The following is an 18,887-nucleotide window of genomic DNA, read 5'->3' as shown; positions in this document are numbered from 1 at the left end:
GGGCAGTTTTTTATCCACTGTAGTACATTTTTTCAGGTTATATCTTACTGCCCGTTAAAACGTGATAAAGGATACACGATAAGCGATAGCGAATCGATGTTGACTTATCGTAGGGAGAAGGCCTGAAGTTTGATAGGCGATAGGCGCTGGAGCTGGACAACTAGAAATGCGGCCGATTAAAGACGCCACGTCCTGTACGTCGGAAGGCACCTGCATGTTGGCGATATGAAATAGGTAAAAAGGAGCGAGCAATTTTAATGCACGCTCCTTTTTACTGTAATCTCTATAAATACTTTCTATGAAGATTTTTCCCATCATGCGTAAATAGAATTCTTTTATCCTCCACTACTGTCTCTAAATGAACACCTCTTCCCCAAAGCTGGTGAACATATGGAAGCACTTTTTCTAAATACTTTATATCAAGCTCAATCCCTTCATACCAATGCTTTAAGTAAATTTCTCCATTTTTCATATAATCTCCATCATTCACGGTAATATATGGGAACCCTCCGTTGACTCTCATATTGACTAATTGATCGCGTACTTTTACCCAAGATTTATCAACAATTTTATAGTCCTTCCCCTGCTTTTGGAACAAATACATATCCTCTCTCATAATCAGCTCTTTTGTTAAATAATTTCTCATGAAGGAAATATCTGATTCAATTTCACGAACCTCAAACATCTTTTCTCTACCTGAACCATGCTTTACTCCTCTACGCTTCATTTCGTCGGTTGGATCATTGTAGCGTTCTTCAATATCCTCAAATATTTTCAAACCCAAATAATAAGGATTAATCCCCGTTCGAGACGGCTGTACAACCCCTGCATTAAGCTTCGCAAATTCTAATGCCTCAGAGCTTGTTAAATCCATTTCTCTTAGAATGCGCTGATGCCAGTAAGATGCCCAGCCTTCATTCATTATTTTCGTTTCTAGCTGCGGCCAAAAATAAAGCATTTCTTCACGCATCATGGTTAAAATATCCCTCTGCCAATCTGCTAATTCGCGACTGTAGCTTTCAATAAATAAAAGTAAGTCCTTTTCCGGCTGTGGAGGAATTTTTTTAGGCTTTCTTTTTCTCTCCGGTTTCGGCTTATTCCGGTCATCCAGATTCCACAAATCATCATATGGTGAAGCTGACACTGGGTCGTCCTCATACTCAACATCCGTTAGGTTCCAAGCAAGCTTCGGCCTCATCAATGAAGGATCAATATGTTCTTCAATAGCTAAGACAGCGTCAAGGAACGTTTCTACTTCATGTTTACCATGTACTATTTCATATTGCCGAATCCGTTCAGCTGTAGCAGCCATACTTTCAACCATTTCTCTTTTTGTATTTTGAAAGCGAACATTATTTTTAAAAAAATCGCAATGTGCTAGTACGTGAGCAACGATCAGTTTATTTTGGATGAGTGAATTAGAATCAAGCAAGAAAGCATAGCAAGGATTTGAATTGATTACAAGCTCATAAATTTTAGAAAGCCCTAAATCATAATGCAGCTTCATTTTATTGAACTGTTTGCCAAAGCTCCAATGTGAAAAACGTGTGGGCATTCCGTATGCGCCAAAAGTATAGATTATATCAGCTGGGCAAATTTCATAACGCATTGGATAAAAATCTAAACCAAAGCCAGAAGCAATTTCAGTGATTTCTTGAATTGCATGATTAAGCTCCTTTTTCTCCTCTTCTCTCATCAGTTCTCCCCCTCTTATTTACTCTTATAGACAATGTATGTAAGAGAAATAAAAAAAATGAATTCCTATCAAGGAGAACTTGCTTGTACAAAATATTGATTTACCTATATTTTTCAATTTTCATCATGATAATTATTCAGGTAAATAATGAAAAAGGCTCTGAATCAGCATGTCCAACATTTAGCGTGAACGTTTTTTTATATTCGTCATAAAATAGAACTAACTCCTTATAAGGAGGAAAAAAAAATGCAAAAAGCAGATTATGATCGTGCTCTGTACTATACACACCAATCAGAGTGGGATAATTTATTAATATTAATGGTAAGAACAAAGGACCATCTGTTATCCAAAAAAATTGAGCATTTCCTCCATGCTTATAATTTTGAAAAAGATTATACTGTCATTGAAAAGCATTTGTATTCTTTACTAAGATACATTGACCATGCAAATGAAATTTCTGATAATGACGTAAATTTTTATCAATTCACTTAAATTGGAACTCGTATAAACGAACGATCAGCTATCAAATGGATAACAAACCCTATTAAAAAAACACACGATTTTTTATAATCGTGTGTTTCCCTTTAGTTTATTACTTTATTTTCAGCTTTGTAATTCAAGTAAAATTGAACATACATTTTTAACTCATCAATCAATTGATCAACTAATTGAGCCGGAGCCGCTTGAATAATCCCTTTCTCTAAATCAAAGGATTGTGGATCAAGTACTAGCTGCTTAGGAATTACATTGGCGTATACGCCTCTTCCAACTGTTCTCATATTATTTAAGGCATTGATCCCACCTTTTCCTCCACCTGCTACAGCAAGAAGCGCGACAGGTTTATGAGTAAATTGGCCACTTCCTAGAAAATCCAATGCATTCTTTAACGCTCCACTCATTGCACTGTGATATTCAGGGGAAGTTAGTATAACACCATCTGCTTCTAATACTTGTTGACGCAATTGTTTAACTGCTTGCAGTTCAGATTGATGTTCCTCGCCATTAAATAACGGAAGATCTCCAGTACTTAAGTCAATGAATTCAAAGCTATATTTATCAGCGATATACTTAGCTGCTACTCCAGTTCTTCCTTTTTTTCTTGGGCTTCCATTAATAACAATTATCTTCATCTATTTTCACTCCTCAAGTTTATTTCCTAATTTCATTATAGGAAAAGCACTAATTTCATCCATCATGCTTTCTTCTGAATATTTTCTACATCTTTTGGATGAATTGTAGCTCGTATTATTATACATTTAGTTTTTAAAAGATAACATTTTTTTGCTCTCCTTTGAGACTGTCATTAATCCACAATCCCCTTTTTCACCGCAAATAAAGCCGCTTGTGTACGATCAGCTACCTCTAGTTTAGATAAAAGATTGGACACATGTGTTTTAACTGTTTTTTCTGTTATAAAAAGATCCGCGGCAATTTCTTTATTGCTTTTTCCTTTAGCAATTTCCTTTAATACCTCTAGTTCACGCTTTGTTAATTCTTTTACAGGATCATGCTCTTTTGTTTGATTTGTTAAATGAGAAAGGAGGTGAGAGGTAGCAATTGGATGAAGCTGATTTTCACCATTCATTAATTGAAAGATCGATTCCACTAATTCATCAGGTTCTATATCCTTTAGTTGATACCCAGAAGCTCCTGCTTCAAGAGCAGGAATTACATGCTCTTGATCAGAAAAACTCGTAAGCATCATGATTTTGATATTAGGATATTTTCCCTTTATTACTCTGGTTGCCTCAATGCCATTCATGACAGGCATCATTAAATCCATTAGGATGATATCCGGTTTGATCGATTCTATTAAAGAAACAGCCTCTTGTCCGTTTTTAGCTTCCCCAATTACATCTATATTTGGTTGTGTTTTCAAAAAAAAAGCTAAACCTCTTCTCACCACATGATGATCATCCGCAATTAAAATACGAATAGCCAACCTTTTCACTCCTTTATAGGAATCATAATTTTTATTGTCGTTCCTTTTTTTGGAACACTTCTAACAGTAAATTCTCCATTTAATGATTCCGTTCTCCCCTTCATGCTTTTAAGTCCAAGTGAAGGGATTTCTTTTTCTTTATCATAATGGAATCCATGTCCATGATCTGTAAAGATGATTGAAATATTTGCTTCTTTCACGATGATTTCAAGCCATGCTTCATTCTTGCCAGAATGTTTTTTACAGTTGCTTAGAGCCTCCTGCCCAATCCTCCAAAGTGCTTCTTCAATACTATTTGGCAAACAGACTACTCCTTTTACCGTTGTGTGAATGGTTAATCCAAGCAGGCTCGCATATTGTTGGAAAGCACTAACTAAACCATTTTCTAAACCTCTCGGCCGTAGCTGCCAAATGAGTGATCGCATTTCGGATAAAGCTTCTTGAGCAATATCTTGTATACATGAGAAGGTTTCTCTTATATTTTCATCTTTCGTCATTTCCTTTCCGCCTCGTGCCGTTAAGCTTAAGGAAAATAATAGTTGATTAACAGAATCATGCAGATCTCTTGCAAGCCTATTCCTTTCTGCAGTTAATACTAGCTCTTGCTCTTTTTGCGTTAAAGTCATCCGCTTTATGGCTGTTCCAACCTGAAATGCAATCGCCTCTAGCAAAGCAAGCTCCTTATCTTGAAAATGTGTTTTTTGAGGAGAGCCTATATTTAATAATCCGAATTTCTCTTTCCCTGCACGCAGAGGTACAGTAGCATGATGCGTCAAACCATTTGTATCTTCTCTTCTCTCTTTTAATGCATCTTCTATCCGTTTGCATTCAATAATATTCGTCGCTTTATCAAGTCTTCCATCATTATAACGATTCAAGCACCAGCATTGACCATCACACATAGGTGCTAGCTGATGATAAGAAAGAGCTGGCGGAAGAGATTTATGAGCCGCTAATACATAGCTTCCATCTTCATTGATTAAATAGATCCAGCCGATATTTAAACCAGTAAGATGGAGCAATTTATTCAATACCTCTGAAAGAACATGATTAATCTCTATCCCTTCATTCAACAATTCAGCAATCTCTTTTAGGATAAGATTTTTTTCCAGCTTTTTCTCTTCTTCCAATCTACTTCCCCCTAGTTAATCTTCTTATTTATTATAACGCTTAATAAACATCCTTCGATAGCAATAAGAATGAATATTTTCTACGACTAAAGGAGTAGATAAGAAAACATAAAAAGAGGATGCCCATTCACCAGCATCCTCAAAAAGATCTTTTTCCCAACTTTTAATACCCTCGATAGTTAATTCTATAAAGATCATGACGGCGATCTTTCAGCTGGCGAACGGTGCCATCTTGTCGCTGCCGTCTCAATGTTTCTAAATCTACATCTCCAATAAGGACCATTTCTATATTTGGATTCGTTTCACCAACAATCCCATCGCGTGCAAATTCAAAATCAGAAGGAGAAAAAATCGCAGACTGTGCATACTGAATGTCCATATTTTCCGTTTGTGGAAGATTCCCTACAGTTCCTGAGATAACCGTATAAATTTGATTCTCTACTGCTCTTGCTTGAGCACAATATCGGACACGTAAATACCCTTGTCGATCCTCCGTACAAAAAGGGGTAAAAATAATTCTTGCCCCTTTATCCGTTGCAATTCGAGCTAGCTCTGGGAACTCAATGTCATAGCAAATTTGTATAGCAATTTTTCCACAATCGGTATCAAAAACCTTCAACTCATTGCCTCGACTGATCCCCCACCATTTACGTTCATTTGGTGTAATATGCAGCTTATATTGCTTTTCAATCGTTCCGTCTCGTCGAAAAAGATACGCAATGTTATAGATTTCATCATCATCTTCTTTTACTAAATGTGATCCGCCAATGATATTGATATTGTACCTTATCGCAAGATTTGTAAACAATTCAATATATTGCTCGGTATATTCTGTTACTTTTCTGATAGCCAAGCTTGGTGATTTTTCATCGATAAATGACATTAGCTGTGTCGTAAAAATTTCCGGAAATACCGCAAAATCTGCTTCAGCATCAGAAGCTACATCAGTAAAGTATTCAACTTGATTGCTGAAATCCTCAAAAGATTCGATTTGTCTCATCATATATTGTACAACGCAAATGCGAACAGGATTACTTGTTTGGTAAAATCGTTTAGTCGTTGGATGGTAATCAACATTATTCCATTCCATCAATGTTGCATATTTATCCGATTGAACATCATCAAGCAAGTAATTTGGGTTGATCCTCATTAATGTAAAGCCGTTTAACAACTGGAAGGAAAGAACTGGATCGTATATTTTATGTAAGGAAACTTCATTTACATATTCTCTAGGTGTCATTTTCTCTGCATACTTATGATAATTTGGGATTCTGCCCCCAATAATAATACTTTTCAAATTCAACTGTCTTACAAGTTCTTTTCTTGCCTCATATAATCGATGGCCAATTTTCATTCTTCTATAATCAGGATGTACCATCACTTCAATCCCATATAAATTATATCCTTCTGGATTATGGTTTTTAATATAACCATTATCACTTATATCAACCCATGAATGACGATCATCATACTCATCGAAATTCAAAATTAAGCTTGAACAAGAAGCAATAATTTCACCTTTATACTCTGCAACGAATTGTCCTTCATTAAAGATATCAAGATGACTTTCAAGCTGTGCCTTTTTCCATGGGTCCATGCCAGGAAAGCATAATTCTTGAAGTTGAATGATTTTTTCAATATCCTCCTTCTTCGTATTGCGGATGATCATTCTCTTCTCAAATTTCGATAAATCTAGCTTGGTCATTTTGTCAGCTCCTATTTTCTCTGTTTCATTGAACGAATTGTAAAAGGAATTAGCTTTATTTTTTCACGATGCTTCGTTTTTAGTCATCGATGAATAAAGAGTTCAATTGTTACTACTTTCCCTTTCTATGTTAAATAAAACACAGTTTTATTAATTTTTCTTCAATATTAAGTAAAGAAAATTGAACAATTTTTATTTTTTCCTTAAGATTAATAATAAAAGAATAATGTTTTGTACTAATATCAAACTACGGGAGTTAAATCATGAGAAAAGACAATAGAGAGCATTTTTTATTTACGGCTTGGGCAGCTTCGGTAATAGCCATGTTTGGAAGCCTTTATTTTTCAGAAATACGTCATTTTGAACCTTGTGAGCTATGTTGGTACCAACGAATTCTTATGTATCCTTTTGTTCTAATATTAGGGATAGCAGTAATCAAAAAGGATTACAAAATAGCCTTATATTCGATGATCCTTTCTTTTATCGGAGGGTGTATTTCTTTATACCATTACTCGCTTCAAAAATTTAGCTTTCTTTCCGAGCATGCACCTGTGTGCGGAAGAATTCCTTGTACAGGTCAATACATAAATTGGTTTGGGTTCATCACGATTCCGTTTTTAGCTTTAAATGGATTTGTCATTATCTTTATTTGTAGTGTTATTATATTGAAGAAATCAAAGGAGAAATTATACCTATGAAAAAAATCATCATTTTTCTTTCTATAATTATTGTACTTTTTGTTGCAGTAGCTGTGTTAACCAAAATGCAAACGGAAGATAAAGTATCTGAAAAAAATCCGTATGGAAAAAAGGAGCTGCATGCTGAAACAGTTGCTCAATTAGATGATCCAAACTATCAAAACATTATTCTTCCCAATGAATTAGAAAAAAAATTAGCTGATCAGGAGGATGCAACTGTTTATTTTTATAGTCCAACATGTATTCATTGTCAAAAAACGACTCCCATCCTTGCCCCTTTAGCAAAGGATTTGGGTGTTAATATGTATAAATTTAATTTATTAGAATTTGAAGATGGCTGGGATCAGTATCAAATTACAGGGACTCCTACACTTATCCAATTCAAGAACGGAAAAGAAACGAATCGCATCTCTGGCTTTAATGAAAAAGAAGTCTTTGATAAATGGTTGAAGGAAAATAGCTTGTAAGAAAAGGGGCGATTAAATACGCCACGCCTCAAGTCTTCACCTACACTAGTACATCCTGTACGTCGCGAGGACTTTATTCAGCACTGATGCCAGTAAAAAATCAGCCTTGCCAGAAATGAGCAAGGCTGATTTTTTAAATTAAGAACTCATTATCTGGTTTTGAAAACACGCTGATAACATTCTCTTCAGGTACGTTCATCTTAGTAAAATGATCAAATTGAATTGGAAAATGAAGCCCATATTCATTTAACATTTGAACATTTTTATAGAAAGTCGCTTTATACTCAAGCAGAGAATGATTACACTCTAAAATTGAGATAATTGTTTGTAAGCATGTGATTACTTGATAAGCTTCCTTTAATGTTCCAAACGATTCTGAAGGAGCCTGTGATACATCGAGTACTTTGGATTGTTTAAAATTCATGATTTCAGCATCTAAAAAATACTTTGGAAAAATAGTAGAATAAAAGTAGTGGATGAGATCATTTATCTTTTTTTCTTGAATTGGAGTTGATGCATAAACTATCTTCACGAAAAACCCACCTTTGTATAGCTTTTTTTAACATATTACACGATAACAATAGAATAGCATATTCGCTCACAAACACACCGTGGTAATTATACCCACAGATTTCGAAGAAGTTACATCCATCACAATCATATATGTCTAATTTGAATCATTATATGACACAATCTAAATGAATATTTAAACATGAATAAAAATAAGATGAGGTGACAAAATGATCACAACAACAAGAGAAGGACATTGGCTAAAAATGAACGTACCACCTAACTGGGCAGGTCATTCTGTCGATTATATCTTACGACAAATATGGAAGGCTCCAAAAAAACACATTCATACATTACGTATGAACAAAGAGGTACTGGTCAATAACGTTCCCGCTAATTGGGTTACGCCATTATTAGAAAAAGATTTACTTAACATCAAAATGTTTTCAGATACACCACAAAATGTAAGAACAGGACATTTTGATATAAATGTGATTTACGAGGATGATCACATGCTCATATTAAATAAGCCTTCTCATATGGATACACATCCAAACGAACCACAACAAATGAATACATTAATCAATGGCGCTACTTATTACTTACAAAAAAAAGGCGAGCGATGTCAATTAAAGCATATCCATCGATTAGATCGAGACACGACAGGTGCTGTCTTATTTGCTAAACATGCTCTGGCAGGGAGTATACTAGATAGAATGCTTGAGGAAAGATTGATTAAAAGAACATACGTTGCACTCGTTCATGGAATCATGAAGAAGGAAAAAGGAACGATCAAGGAGCCAATCGGTCGGGATCGGCATCATGCTACGAGAAGAAGAGTATCTAAAGGGGGACAACAAGCAATTACACATTATGAAGTTGTTCAAAAAGATACGAATCAACAGCTTACATTAGTAAAATGTGAATTAGATACAGGAAGAACTCACCAAATTAGAGTTCACTTTAGTTATATTGGTCACCCTCTTGCAGGTGATCAACTATATGGTGGAAATGCCATATTCTCTAGACAGGCACTTCATGCTGTCAAAATGGAATTTCAGCATCCTTTTACAGAAGAATTAATCACTTGCCACGCTCCATTTTTAGACGAGCCTGCCATTTTTAAAAGGGTTGACTCATATAAGTTTTAAAAAATCCCGAATGATGATCATTCGGGATTTAACTGAATTAATGCTTATTCATTTAGCCCTTTTTTCACCCATTGAGCCACTTGTACTGTTCTTCTTGCTTGATGCTTGACTGCTTCGGAGGCATCCTCAACAATTTTTCCATCTTGACCAACAGTTACAGATGTTCCGTACGGATTTCCTCCACTAGTGAAAGCCGAAGGATCTGTATAGCCAGGTGCAGCGATAATCGCTCCCCAATGCATCATCGTTGTATATAAATGTGTAATCGTTTGTTCTTGGCCTCCATGTGCATTACTAGCTGATGCCATCGCGCTAACAACCTTATTTGCTAGCTTTCCATTAAACCATAATCCACCTGTCGTATCGATAAATTGTTTAAACTGAGCTGGTACATTTCCAAAACGAGTTGGAACGCTAAAAATATATGCGTCTGCCCATTCTAAATCAGTTAATTCAACATTTGGAACATCATTTGTCTCTTCAACATGCTGCTTCCAAGCTGGATTAGAATCGATTGCTGCTTGTGGTGCTAGCTCTGGAATTTTTAAAACCTTTACCTCCGCTCCAATCTCTTTTGCTGCTTCCTCAGCCCATTTTGCAAGTGTGTAGTTTGTACCTGTTGAACTATAGTAAATAATCGCAAGCTTCACGTTTGACATTTCTTTGTCTCCTTTTTCTATTGAAATTTTTTATTTATAACAAAATGATACGTATCAGTTGTTGCTGTGAAAGATTTCTAGATACTAACATTTTGGTATTTCTTCTTACTGCGAATTGAAAAAACAAATTTTATTTCGATGTCAGTTATTTTGAATTCAAGGTATTTAATAAAAAAATACATGTTTCTTTTGGCTATTTACATTAAACAGCATTTATATTTAATTAAGTAATCTTGAATTCAAAGTAATTATAAATCAGAAATCTTTAATCGTCAAACAAAAAATGTAGTAGGAGCCAAAGAGATATCTCAGACTCCATTTACAATTTACCCTACTTAAAATAAAAGCTCGTCTGGATCCTTACCAGTGCGTTCATTTACATTTACAGAATGAATAAGATTCATTTCCTCACTGCTAAGTTCAAAGTCAAAAATATTCGCATTTTCTGCCAATCTAATTGGTGAAACAGATTTTGGTATAATAATTGTATCGTTTTGCAAATGCCATCTTAGGACGACTTGGGCTGGACTTTTCTCATGCTTTTGAGCAATTTCTTTAATAATTGGCACCTCTAATGAGAGACCCCTAGCCAAAGGTGACCAAGCTTCGACTTTTATATCCTGCTCTGCACAAAAAGCTCTTAATTCCGGTTGAGAAAAATGAGGATGTAATTCAACTTGGTTAACAACTGGTTTTTCTATTGAATTTTCTAATAAGGTGTTCAGATGATGAATTTTAAAATTGCTTACACCGATCGCTCTTACTCTTCCATCCTTATAAAGCTTTTCAAATGCACGCCATGTGTCTAGATATTTATCCTTGCCAGGCCAATGAATCAGATAAAGATCCAGATAATCTAGCCCTAGCTTTTCCATGCTTTCATCGAATGCCTTTAAAGTAGATTCATATCCATGATCATCATTCCAAAGTTTTGTTGTCACAAAGATCTCATCTCTTGGTATACCGCTCTCCCGTATACCCTGACCCACGCCCTCTTCGTTTTCATAGAATGCGGCTGTATCAATAGAACGGTAGCCTAATTGAAGGGCTGTTTTAACCGTTTCAACCGCTTGACTCCCCTCTTCTACTTTATAAACACCAAGTCCAAGCTGAGGCATTAAAACACCATTATGTAGTTTTACCGTTTGCTCAATGCTATTGACCAAAATAAATACACCTCCGAAATATAATGTCAATATTATTTTACCATTTGATCGTTTTCTAAAGAAATGAAAAATACTCTTTATTTCCTTACAGGTATTTTCACAAGCAAATTTTTGTAAAGTCTATTTCCGAGAAATGTTAAGACTTTGTAAAGTTTTTGTAAAGATTATTTGTTTTTACTATTAAATTTACAGGCTTTCAGATAAAATATAAAACGTTTGAGTCACTCTTTTGTTAAGATTTAAAAAGGGTGAAGGGTTTTTTGAAAATCATTTGGGGGTTGCATGTATGGTATTTAAAAAGAAGGACAAGTTTGCTATTTTACTAAGCAATATAGCAACAAACTTAAAAGAGGGTGCCAATTATTTCACTGATTATAAGCTAAAAAACGTCAGTGATTTAAAAATATTTTCTGAAACTATGAAAGAATATGAAACAAAAGGCGATGCTTATGTGCACGAGGTAATAAAAGAATTAAACAAAGCATTTATTACGCCTATTGAAAGAGAAGATATCCTTCTTCTTACGATGAGTATGGATGATGTACTAGACGGACTCGAGCACTGTTCGGCTCTTTTAGAAATGTACTCGATCACTTCTGCAGACGATTTTATGCTTAAATTTGTCAAAGCCATTAAAAGCTGTGCAGGTGAAATAGAAAAATCAGTAGAGCTTTTAACAACGAAAAAGCTTCAAGAAATTAGAGAGCATGCCATTAAAATCAAGGATTATGAATCAAAATGTGATGGGATTTTACGTCAATCCATCAAACACTTATTTTCAGTTGAAAAAGACCCGATTCGGATTATTCAATATAAAGAAATCTATGAAAACATGGAAGAAATAGCAGATTACTGCCAAAGTGTTGCCAATGCCTTGGAAACCATCATAATGAAAAATGCATAAGGAGCCTTACATATGGATGAAATGTTAATATTAACCCTATTAATTGTAATTGGTGCCTTAGCTTTTGATTTTATTAATGGATTTCATGACACAGCTAACGCAATCGCAACTGCCGTTTCTACAAAAGCATTGAAGCCTAGACACGCCATTATTTTAGCTGCTGTAATGAATTTTGTAGGTGCAATGACTTTTACAGGGGTTGCTAAAACCATAACAAAAGATATAGTGAATCCTTTTACGTTAGAAAATGGGTCTGTTGTAATTCTTGCTGCACTTATTTCAGCTATTTTTTGGAATTTATTGACTTGGTATTACGGAATTCCAAGTAGTTCTTCACATGCTATTATTGGCTCTATTGCTGGGGCAGCCATTGCCGCAGCAGGCTTTCAAGCCTTGCATTACGAAGGATTTATCAAAATATTACAAGCCTTAATCATTTCTCCTATTATTGCTTTTACAATAGGGTTTATTGTGTACAGCATCTTTAAATTTCTATTTAAAGATCTTAATTTAACAAAAACAAATCGTAATTTTAGATATTTCCAGATTTTTACAGCAGCACTACAAGCCTATACTCACGGCACAAATGATGCTCAAAAGGCTATGGGTATTATTACAATGGCACTAATCGCAAATAACTATTTATCAACAGATGATATCCCTTTTTGGGTTCAGCTTTCATGTGCATTAGCTATGGGCTTAGGAACCTCTGTAGGGGGTTGGAAAATTATTAAAACTGTTGGTGGGAATATTATGAAGATTCGTCCTGTAAATGGAGTAGCTGCTGATTTAACGGGTGGTATGATCATTTTTGGCGCAACTTTCATTCATTTACCTGTTAGTACTACTCATGTCATCTCCTCTTCTATATTAGGCGTAGGAGCTTCTCATCGCTTAAAGGGAGTTAAATGGGGAACAGCACAAAGAATGCTTATTACATGGGTGATCACCTTACCAATCACTGCAACCATCGCAGGCATTGTATATTATTTATTAAATTTTATTTTTTAATTAGAATGAAAAACCCCGCTTTTGCATTTATCTATAGCGGGGTTTTTCATTCCATTCTTATAAAGATAACAAACGATTGGTTACTTTCCTAATTAATGTAGGCAATACGTGAAATGAATATGGCTTATAAACTCTTTCCGTCCATTTATGACCGCCTTTTCCATAGACACCAAAGTTTAAAGCAGGAATATTTAACGATTTCATTTCCTTAAGCGGAATTGGAAATAATTCATTCATAGCAGGAAAATTATTTATCACAGAATGAATGTCGTCTATTGAACCATTAAAGGATAAGAAGCTTCCATCACATAAATACGGAAAATATTTTCTTAATTTAAATGGCTCTCCTAGATTTTCACCTTCCTCGTCTAAAACGGCTTGAATACATGCTTTAATGGATAAATCTCTCTCATCCTCTGTTAACGTGTTAGAAGGCAAAAATGGAGGAGCAAAGAATAAAATGACCTTTGGATTTTTTTCTGGATCTAAATTATGTAAAGCCTCCACAATTTGAAATGCAATCATTCGATCATCAAGTTCACTTCTTAAACAATTCTTTACTATTTTTTCTATCGTGTTTTTAGGATCTATATTTTTTTCTTGAAGATATTGCAAATAGCTTTCTAGTGTGGTTACTCCGACTTTCCAATGGATCTGTCTTTCAGGCAATCCATTCGCTTCTCGATAAGCATCAAAGTTCTCTTTTAATTTATGCTCAACAGACTGGCAAGCCTTTTTAGCAATTTCAGTTAGATCTTCTAACACATTTTTTGGTGTTTTATTGTAAATAAAATAATTAAAATACGTACGACAGCTTACAGGTGTTTGTACATCGTAGCTTTTTTTATCTTCCTTTAAATACAAACAGCTTGGAGGAAGGACTAGATCATCTGGAAGCTTTTCTACAAGCTGAAAATTTTGATTTATTCTTTGATTGAGTTCCCCAGCTATAAGTGTTGGATCAATGCCAAGCAGACTTTCTCCAACATGGGCTTCCCTGCCTGCAATATAAAAACAAGCTAATAATTTTCCAGCACCTCCAGTATAAATATATTTATTTACGTCACCATCATATAAAGGAGAAATAAAATCATTATTGATCGCAGCAACATATTCAAGTGATTTTTTTTCTTTTAAACGAACGAACTCAGATAACGCACCTCTGATACCTACATGCTGATTTTCTTCATCAGGATTAAATAACACTAGTAAATTCCCTTCAAGCTCATCCAAATGATTGGAAAAATAAAGAAGATTAACTAAATGGATCGCAATCCCGCTCTGCATATCAAGAGAGCCTCGACCGAAAAGCCATTCTCCAGACAATGCTTCCCGACGAAGTTCAGCATCTCCATCGTATTGAGAAAAGTAAGTCAGCAGTGCATCTGAGTCATTTGATATATTTTGTAAAGCTCCATAATCCTCCGTTCCTACAGTATCGTAATGGGCATGATAAATGATGGTTTTATTCGTCTGCTTTTTCCCTTTAATAAAAGCAAAAACATTACGCCGCTGCAGTTTATCATTTTCGATTTCTTGAAACCATGCTAACTCTGGATGTGCTTTAAAGTATGGAAAAGAACGGATAATAGAAAGGATAAAATCTGCTTTCTCTCTTTCTCCCTCTGTATGGTTATAGCTTTTCTTTTTGACGAGTGCTTTTGTTAAAAACTCAACTTGTTCACCCATTGATAGCGGTTGAAGCTTCGTGTACATATTCTCCATCCCTTTTCTTATGTTTATTAGCTGTCTGCTTTCAAAAAGGATCCCTCATCCTTTTATGTCTTTTTATATTTCGGCGAAGGTTCGCTGCTCTATTTAGCATATCATGAAGCCTTCCCAATATGAATCCGTTCATTGAAACAAAAACAGATTCATCCATAATCTGTTAAAATACTTCCCCTAAGGATTATTTTAGTCTAATTTATCCTTTATCTCATATCTTTTATTAGAAGAGGACAAGTAAGGATGATGCGCTATGTTTGAAAAACTTGCTGCTACAATTATAGGAAGCTTTCTAATGGGTATCGGAATAAACGGCTTTCTAATCCCTCATCACTTACTAGACGGTGGAATCATAGGATTAGGTCTAATCTTGCACTATTATTTTCAACTACCTACAGGACTTTGTATGGTCTTATTAAGTACACCTCTTTTTATCCTTGCTTGGTTTTACGAGAAGAGCTATTTTTTTTATAGTTTACATGGATTATTAATCTCTTCTTTTCTTATAGATATGGTTTCTTTTATCCAAGACCAGCTATTACTCTCCGTATTACCTAGCTCCATGATCGGTGGAATGCTTGTAGGCATTGGAATTGGCGTCATGCTTCGATACGAAACAAGCACAGGAGGAACTGATTTGTTGGCCCAGCTGCTAACAAAACGAATTCATATTCATGTTGGAATCATTATTTTTTTCATTGACGCTCTTATTATTTTCAGCGGACTAGATGTAATTGGTTTCGATAAATTTCTTTACTCCTTTATCACGATCTTTTGCGGGGCCATTATGACTTCGTTAACAGTTACAAGAAAAAAGTAAATGCATCATTTTTGTAAAGAATTCGTTCTTTTTTTGTCATTTTGGTAAATATGACTTTTTTAATGACTTAGGTCACTTATTGTTTTACTAAAATTAAATTAGAATTCTCTTTGTAGGATATTTCTGTATAAATACACACAGGAAAAATAGTCAATATCTAAACTGATTGAATGAATCATAGAAGGATTGATTATTTTTCACACGAAAGGAGAATTCTTTTATGTCTTGGCTTACAAAATGGTCCTTTACTAATAAGGCCGCCATTTCAATCATGACCCTGCTTATTTTAATTTTAGGGGTTGTGAGTTATTTCACCCTTCCAATGGAATTTTTGCCAACTGCCGATCAGCCACAGGTAAACGTTGTTGTAATGGGACAGGGAACTGATTCAAACACAATGGAGAAACAAGTTACTACTCCTATTGAAGAAGCGGTAGCTGGAGTAAAAGGGAAAAAGAATATTTTTTCTACAACTGGTGATGGCTACACGAACATAACGATTAGTTTTGATTCAAAAACAGATATGAAGGAAGCAAAAACAGAAGTACAGGATGCCTTATCTACCGTTCAACTTCCACAAAATGTTTCAAAACCAAATATTGTACAGTTAAATACTTCAATGATTCCGATTGCCGATATCTCAATCAACTTTGATGAAGGACTTACTCAAGAAAACATTGAACTAGCAGAAAAGAAGCTTATTCCAAAATTTAAGGATATAGAAGGAATTGCTAGTGTTCAAACGTATGGAGCAGCAAATTCTTATGTATCCATTACGGCTAATAATCAACAAATGGCTGAAAAGAAAGTATCCCTTCAAGATGTAATGGGTGTACTACAAGGGAAAAATTCCTCTGTCTCTATTGGAGAAAAAGTCATTGATGATAAAACAAGCAATATTAATGTTACTGGGGTAGTCGATAGCTTAGATAAAGTAAAAGCATTGAATGTTGCTCCAAATGTAACACTTAATGATATTGCGAAGGTTGAAATGAAAAAACCAGAAGAATCCATGACCCATATAAATGGAAAAGATGCACTTCTTCTTGTCGTTACAAAGGATAGTCAATCCAACGCTGTTACGATCTCGGATGAAGTAAAAGAACTTTCAAAACAAATCAACAAAGATTATGATAACGTCGATGCTGCTGTTTTCTTTTCAACAGCTGATAGTGTTGAACATTCTGTTGAGTCAATGATGAGAGAAGTATTACTCGGAGCATTTTTCGCTACTGTCGTCATTATGCTTTTTCTTCGCAGTATTCGCTCTACCATTATCACAATCGTTTCGATTCCGTTATCTTTATGCTTTACGCTTTTCTTATTATCAAGATCAGGTGTTACGTTAAATATTTTAACACTTGGCGGTGTAGCAGTTGCCGTCGGTCGATTAGTGGATGATAGCATTGTTGTCATTGAAAATATATATCGTAAAATGCAAAAAGAGAAATTTTCTATTCAATTAATTATGGAAGCAACAAAAGAAGTCGGTCCTGCAATTACTGCTTCGACTTTAACAACAGTTGCTGTATTTTTACCAATTGGATTAGTAAATGGCGGACTACAGGATTTCATGCTGCCATTTGCCTTAACCGTTACCTATTCATTACTATCTTCCTTGGTAGTAGCTTTAACAGTTGTTCCATTAATGAGTTCTGGTTTATTAAAGAAAACAAAGCTGCCGGAGCATAAGCCTTCTGTTCGCTTTGCTAAATTTGTAACATGGTCTTTAAACCATAAATGGATTGTTTTATTATTTTCATTACTGTTATTCATTGGTTCTATCGGTGCTTATTTTGCAATGCCAAAAGCAGCAGTAGATAATTCTTCTTCTGATTTTGTCCAAACAACTTTAAGCTATCCAAACGAAACACCAATCGACAAAGTAAAAGAAAATACCCTTAAGCTAGAAAATTATCTACTTGATCAAAAAGAAGTAAAATATTTATACACTCAAATGGGAAATACATCTGAAGGTGCTAAATGGGGTAATATCGGGTCCCCTACCTCCACATCCTTTATGATGGTTTTAAAAGATAAAAAAGATATGAATGCTGTTATCAATCGAATTGAAAAACAAAAAGAGGATTATTCAGGTGCTGATTTCAGCGTTCAAGCATCCTCGCTATTTGGTGCAGCTGCAACATCTATTACTATTGATATCATTGGAAATGATTTAACAGAACTTGAAAATACAGCTGATGAAGTTAAATCAAAAATTAATAACATTGATGGGGTTGAAAAAGTATTTACAAATCAGGATGAAAAGAAAACCGTTTACTCTTTAACAGTAGACCCATCTAAAGCGAATACACAGCAAGTCGCACAACAGCTTGGAGCTATGTTAAATAAAACTCCTATTGGAACAGTTGATATTGAAAACAAACAAACAGGTGTTTGGCTAGAAGCATTGCTCAACCCAACTTCTCCAAATGAGTTGAAAAATATTCCGATTATGACTCAATCTGGAATGACACCTGTGTCAAATATTGCTTCTCTTGTGAATGATGAAAAACCGACGAATCAATTCCATAAGGATGGAGATCCTTACATTCGCGTGACTGCAGAGGTTAATCCGAAAGAACTATCTACCATTGATAAAGAAATTAAACTTAAGATTTTTGGAGATCAAAAAAATAAAGGAATTAAGATCGCAGACGGAGTGAATGTTGTTATTGGCGGTGCAAGTGCACAGCAAGGGGATGATTTCTCCGATCTATTTATCACTATGTTCGTTTCAATTGGAATCGTATTTTTAATCATGGTTATTACCTTCAAATCCATTAGAACACCATTAACCATCATGTTTTCGCTTCCACTTGCTGCAATTGGTGCGATCCTTGGTCTATTAATCAGCCGTATTCCAGTTGATACGACAGCTTTGTTAGGTGCATTAATGTTAATCGGTATTGTCGTGACAAATGCTATTGTATTGTTAGACAGAGTAAAACAAAATGAACGTACAATGATTATGAGAGACGCAATTGTAGAAGCATCAACTACGAGAATGCGCCCAATTATCATGACAGCAGTTGCTACTGTATCTGCCATGCTTCCACTTTTATTCAAAAAAGCTGAAACGGGCAGCATGGTATCACAAAGTCTTGCAATTGTTGTTATTGGTGGGTTAAGTGTCGCCACACTATTAACATTAGTAGTCATTCCAGTTTTATACGAATTGCTGCACTTTAAAAAATCAAAAAAACAACGTCTAAATCAACAAAAAGCATCATAAGAAATGCGTAAGCGCCTTGATCAGCCGCGACAGACATAAGACGCAATACGCAGGAAATCCTGATTGAC

Annotated in this window: 17 protein-coding genes; 8 read left to right on the top strand and 9 right to left on the bottom strand. The window is 35.1% G+C overall.

The window, feature by feature from the left end; genetic code table 11:
- Nucleotides 1-283 precede the first annotated feature (283 nt).
- The gene (locus FDO66_RS12960) at nt 284-1,696 is read right to left on the bottom strand and encodes a SpoVR family protein (protein WP_141433080.1); all 1,413 of its coding nucleotides are present in this window, start codon (nt 1,694-1,696) and stop codon (nt 284-286) included.
- A gap of 246 nt (nt 1,697-1,942) precedes the next feature.
- On the opposite strand from FDO66_RS12960, the gene FDO66_RS12955 reads away from it, so the two are divergent.
- Complete coding sequence (locus tag FDO66_RS12955) at nt 1,943-2,188, top strand: YhdB family protein (RefSeq protein WP_141433079.1); 246 nt, start codon at nt 1,943-1,945, stop codon at nt 2,186-2,188.
- Between the two features lie 92 nt (nt 2,189-2,280).
- On the opposite strand, the gene FDO66_RS12950 is transcribed toward FDO66_RS12955, so the two are convergent.
- The 4 genes from FDO66_RS12950 to FDO66_RS12935 all read right to left on the bottom strand — a co-directional run bounded on the left by FDO66_RS12950 (nt 2,281) and on the right by FDO66_RS12935 (nt 6,473).
- Nucleotides 2,281-2,826: an NADPH-dependent FMN reductase gene (locus FDO66_RS12950; protein WP_141433078.1), complete on the bottom strand. Its 546-nt coding sequence runs from the start codon at nt 2,824-2,826 to the stop codon at nt 2,281-2,283.
- A gap of 173 nt (nt 2,827-2,999) precedes the next feature.
- Nucleotides 3,000-3,638, bottom strand: a complete 639-nt coding sequence (locus FDO66_RS12945; protein ID WP_141433077.1) for a response regulator — start codon at nt 3,636-3,638, stop codon at nt 3,000-3,002.
- Nucleotides 3,639-3,643: 5 nt separating this feature from the next.
- Entirely contained in the window at nt 3,644-4,768 is a 1,125-nt protein-coding gene (locus FDO66_RS12940; protein ID WP_141433076.1) for a GAF domain-containing sensor histidine kinase, read from the bottom strand.
- Between the two features lie 163 nt (nt 4,769-4,931).
- The gene (locus FDO66_RS12935) at nt 4,932-6,473 is read right to left on the bottom strand and encodes a bifunctional GNAT family N-acetyltransferase/carbon-nitrogen hydrolase family protein (protein ID WP_141433075.1); all 1,542 of its coding nucleotides are present in this window, start codon (nt 6,471-6,473) and stop codon (nt 4,932-4,934) included.
- Nucleotides 6,474-6,736: 263 nt separating this feature from the next.
- Between FDO66_RS12935 and FDO66_RS12930 the strand changes: the two genes are divergently transcribed.
- Nucleotides 6,737-7,171, top strand: coding sequence for a disulfide oxidoreductase (locus tag FDO66_RS12930; protein ID WP_141433074.1), 435 nt, complete (start codon nt 6,737-6,739; stop codon nt 7,169-7,171).
- Nucleotides 7,168-7,638, top strand: coding sequence for a thioredoxin family protein (locus tag FDO66_RS12925; protein ID WP_141433073.1), 471 nt, complete (start codon nt 7,168-7,170; stop codon nt 7,636-7,638). The genes FDO66_RS12930 and FDO66_RS12925 overlap by 4 nt, the downstream gene beginning before the upstream one ends.
- A gap of 133 nt (nt 7,639-7,771) precedes the next feature.
- Here the strand turns inward: FDO66_RS12925 and FDO66_RS12920 are convergent, their stop codons facing one another.
- Nucleotides 7,772-8,170: a DUF5365 family protein gene (locus tag FDO66_RS12920; protein ID WP_141433072.1), complete on the bottom strand. Its 399-nt coding sequence runs from the start codon at nt 8,168-8,170 to the stop codon at nt 7,772-7,774.
- 208 nt (nt 8,171-8,378) lie between these two features.
- Between FDO66_RS12920 and FDO66_RS12915 the strand changes: the two genes are divergently transcribed.
- Nucleotides 8,379-9,299: an RluA family pseudouridine synthase gene (locus FDO66_RS12915; RefSeq protein WP_141433071.1), complete on the top strand. Its 921-nt coding sequence runs from the start codon at nt 8,379-8,381 to the stop codon at nt 9,297-9,299.
- Between the two features lie 44 nt (nt 9,300-9,343).
- Here the strand turns inward: FDO66_RS12915 and wrbA are convergent, their stop codons facing one another.
- Nucleotides 9,344-9,958 (bottom strand): NAD(P)H:quinone oxidoreductase, encoded by a 615-nt coding sequence (wrbA, locus tag FDO66_RS12910; protein ID WP_141433070.1) that lies wholly within the window; start codon nt 9,956-9,958, stop codon nt 9,344-9,346.
- Nucleotides 9,959-10,293: 335 nt separating this feature from the next.
- Nucleotides 10,294-11,124: an aldo/keto reductase gene (locus tag FDO66_RS12905; RefSeq protein WP_141433069.1), complete on the bottom strand. Its 831-nt coding sequence runs from the start codon at nt 11,122-11,124 to the stop codon at nt 10,294-10,296.
- 286 nt (nt 11,125-11,410) lie between these two features.
- On the opposite strand from FDO66_RS12905, the gene FDO66_RS12900 reads away from it, so the two are divergent.
- Entirely contained in the window at nt 11,411-12,028 is a 618-nt protein-coding gene (locus FDO66_RS12900; RefSeq protein ID WP_141433068.1) for a DUF47 domain-containing protein, read from the top strand.
- 12 nt (nt 12,029-12,040) lie between these two features.
- Nucleotides 12,041-13,039 (top strand): inorganic phosphate transporter, encoded by a 999-nt coding sequence (locus tag FDO66_RS12895; protein WP_141433067.1) that lies wholly within the window; start codon nt 12,041-12,043, stop codon nt 13,037-13,039.
- 57 nt (nt 13,040-13,096) lie between these two features.
- Here the strand turns inward: FDO66_RS12895 and FDO66_RS12890 are convergent, their stop codons facing one another.
- Nucleotides 13,097-14,755 carry a M20/M25/M40 family metallo-hydrolase gene (locus FDO66_RS12890; protein ID WP_141433066.1) on the bottom strand — a complete coding sequence of 553 codons (1,659 nt, stop codon included), beginning with the start codon at nt 14,753-14,755 and terminating at the stop codon, nt 13,097-13,099.
- Between the two features lie 262 nt (nt 14,756-15,017).
- On the opposite strand from FDO66_RS12890, the gene FDO66_RS12885 reads away from it, so the two are divergent.
- Together FDO66_RS12885 and FDO66_RS12880 are read left to right on the top strand one after the other, a co-directional pair.
- Nucleotides 15,018-15,584, top strand: coding sequence for a YitT family protein (locus tag FDO66_RS12885; protein ID WP_141433065.1), 567 nt, complete (start codon nt 15,018-15,020; stop codon nt 15,582-15,584).
- 220 nt (nt 15,585-15,804) lie between these two features.
- Nucleotides 15,805-18,819 (top strand): efflux RND transporter permease subunit, encoded by a 3,015-nt coding sequence (locus FDO66_RS12880; RefSeq protein WP_141433064.1) that lies wholly within the window; start codon nt 15,805-15,807, stop codon nt 18,817-18,819.
- The last annotated feature ends 68 nt before the right edge of the window (nt 18,820-18,887 follow it).

Origin of the sequence: Bacillus sp. 03113 (genome assembly GCF_006546985.1) — a bacterium.
Classification (GTDB): Bacteria; Bacillota; Bacilli; order Bacillales; family Cytobacillaceae; genus VATK01.
Note: the sequence above shows the minus strand (reverse complement) of the source record. Positions and strands in the feature narration are given on the sequence as shown.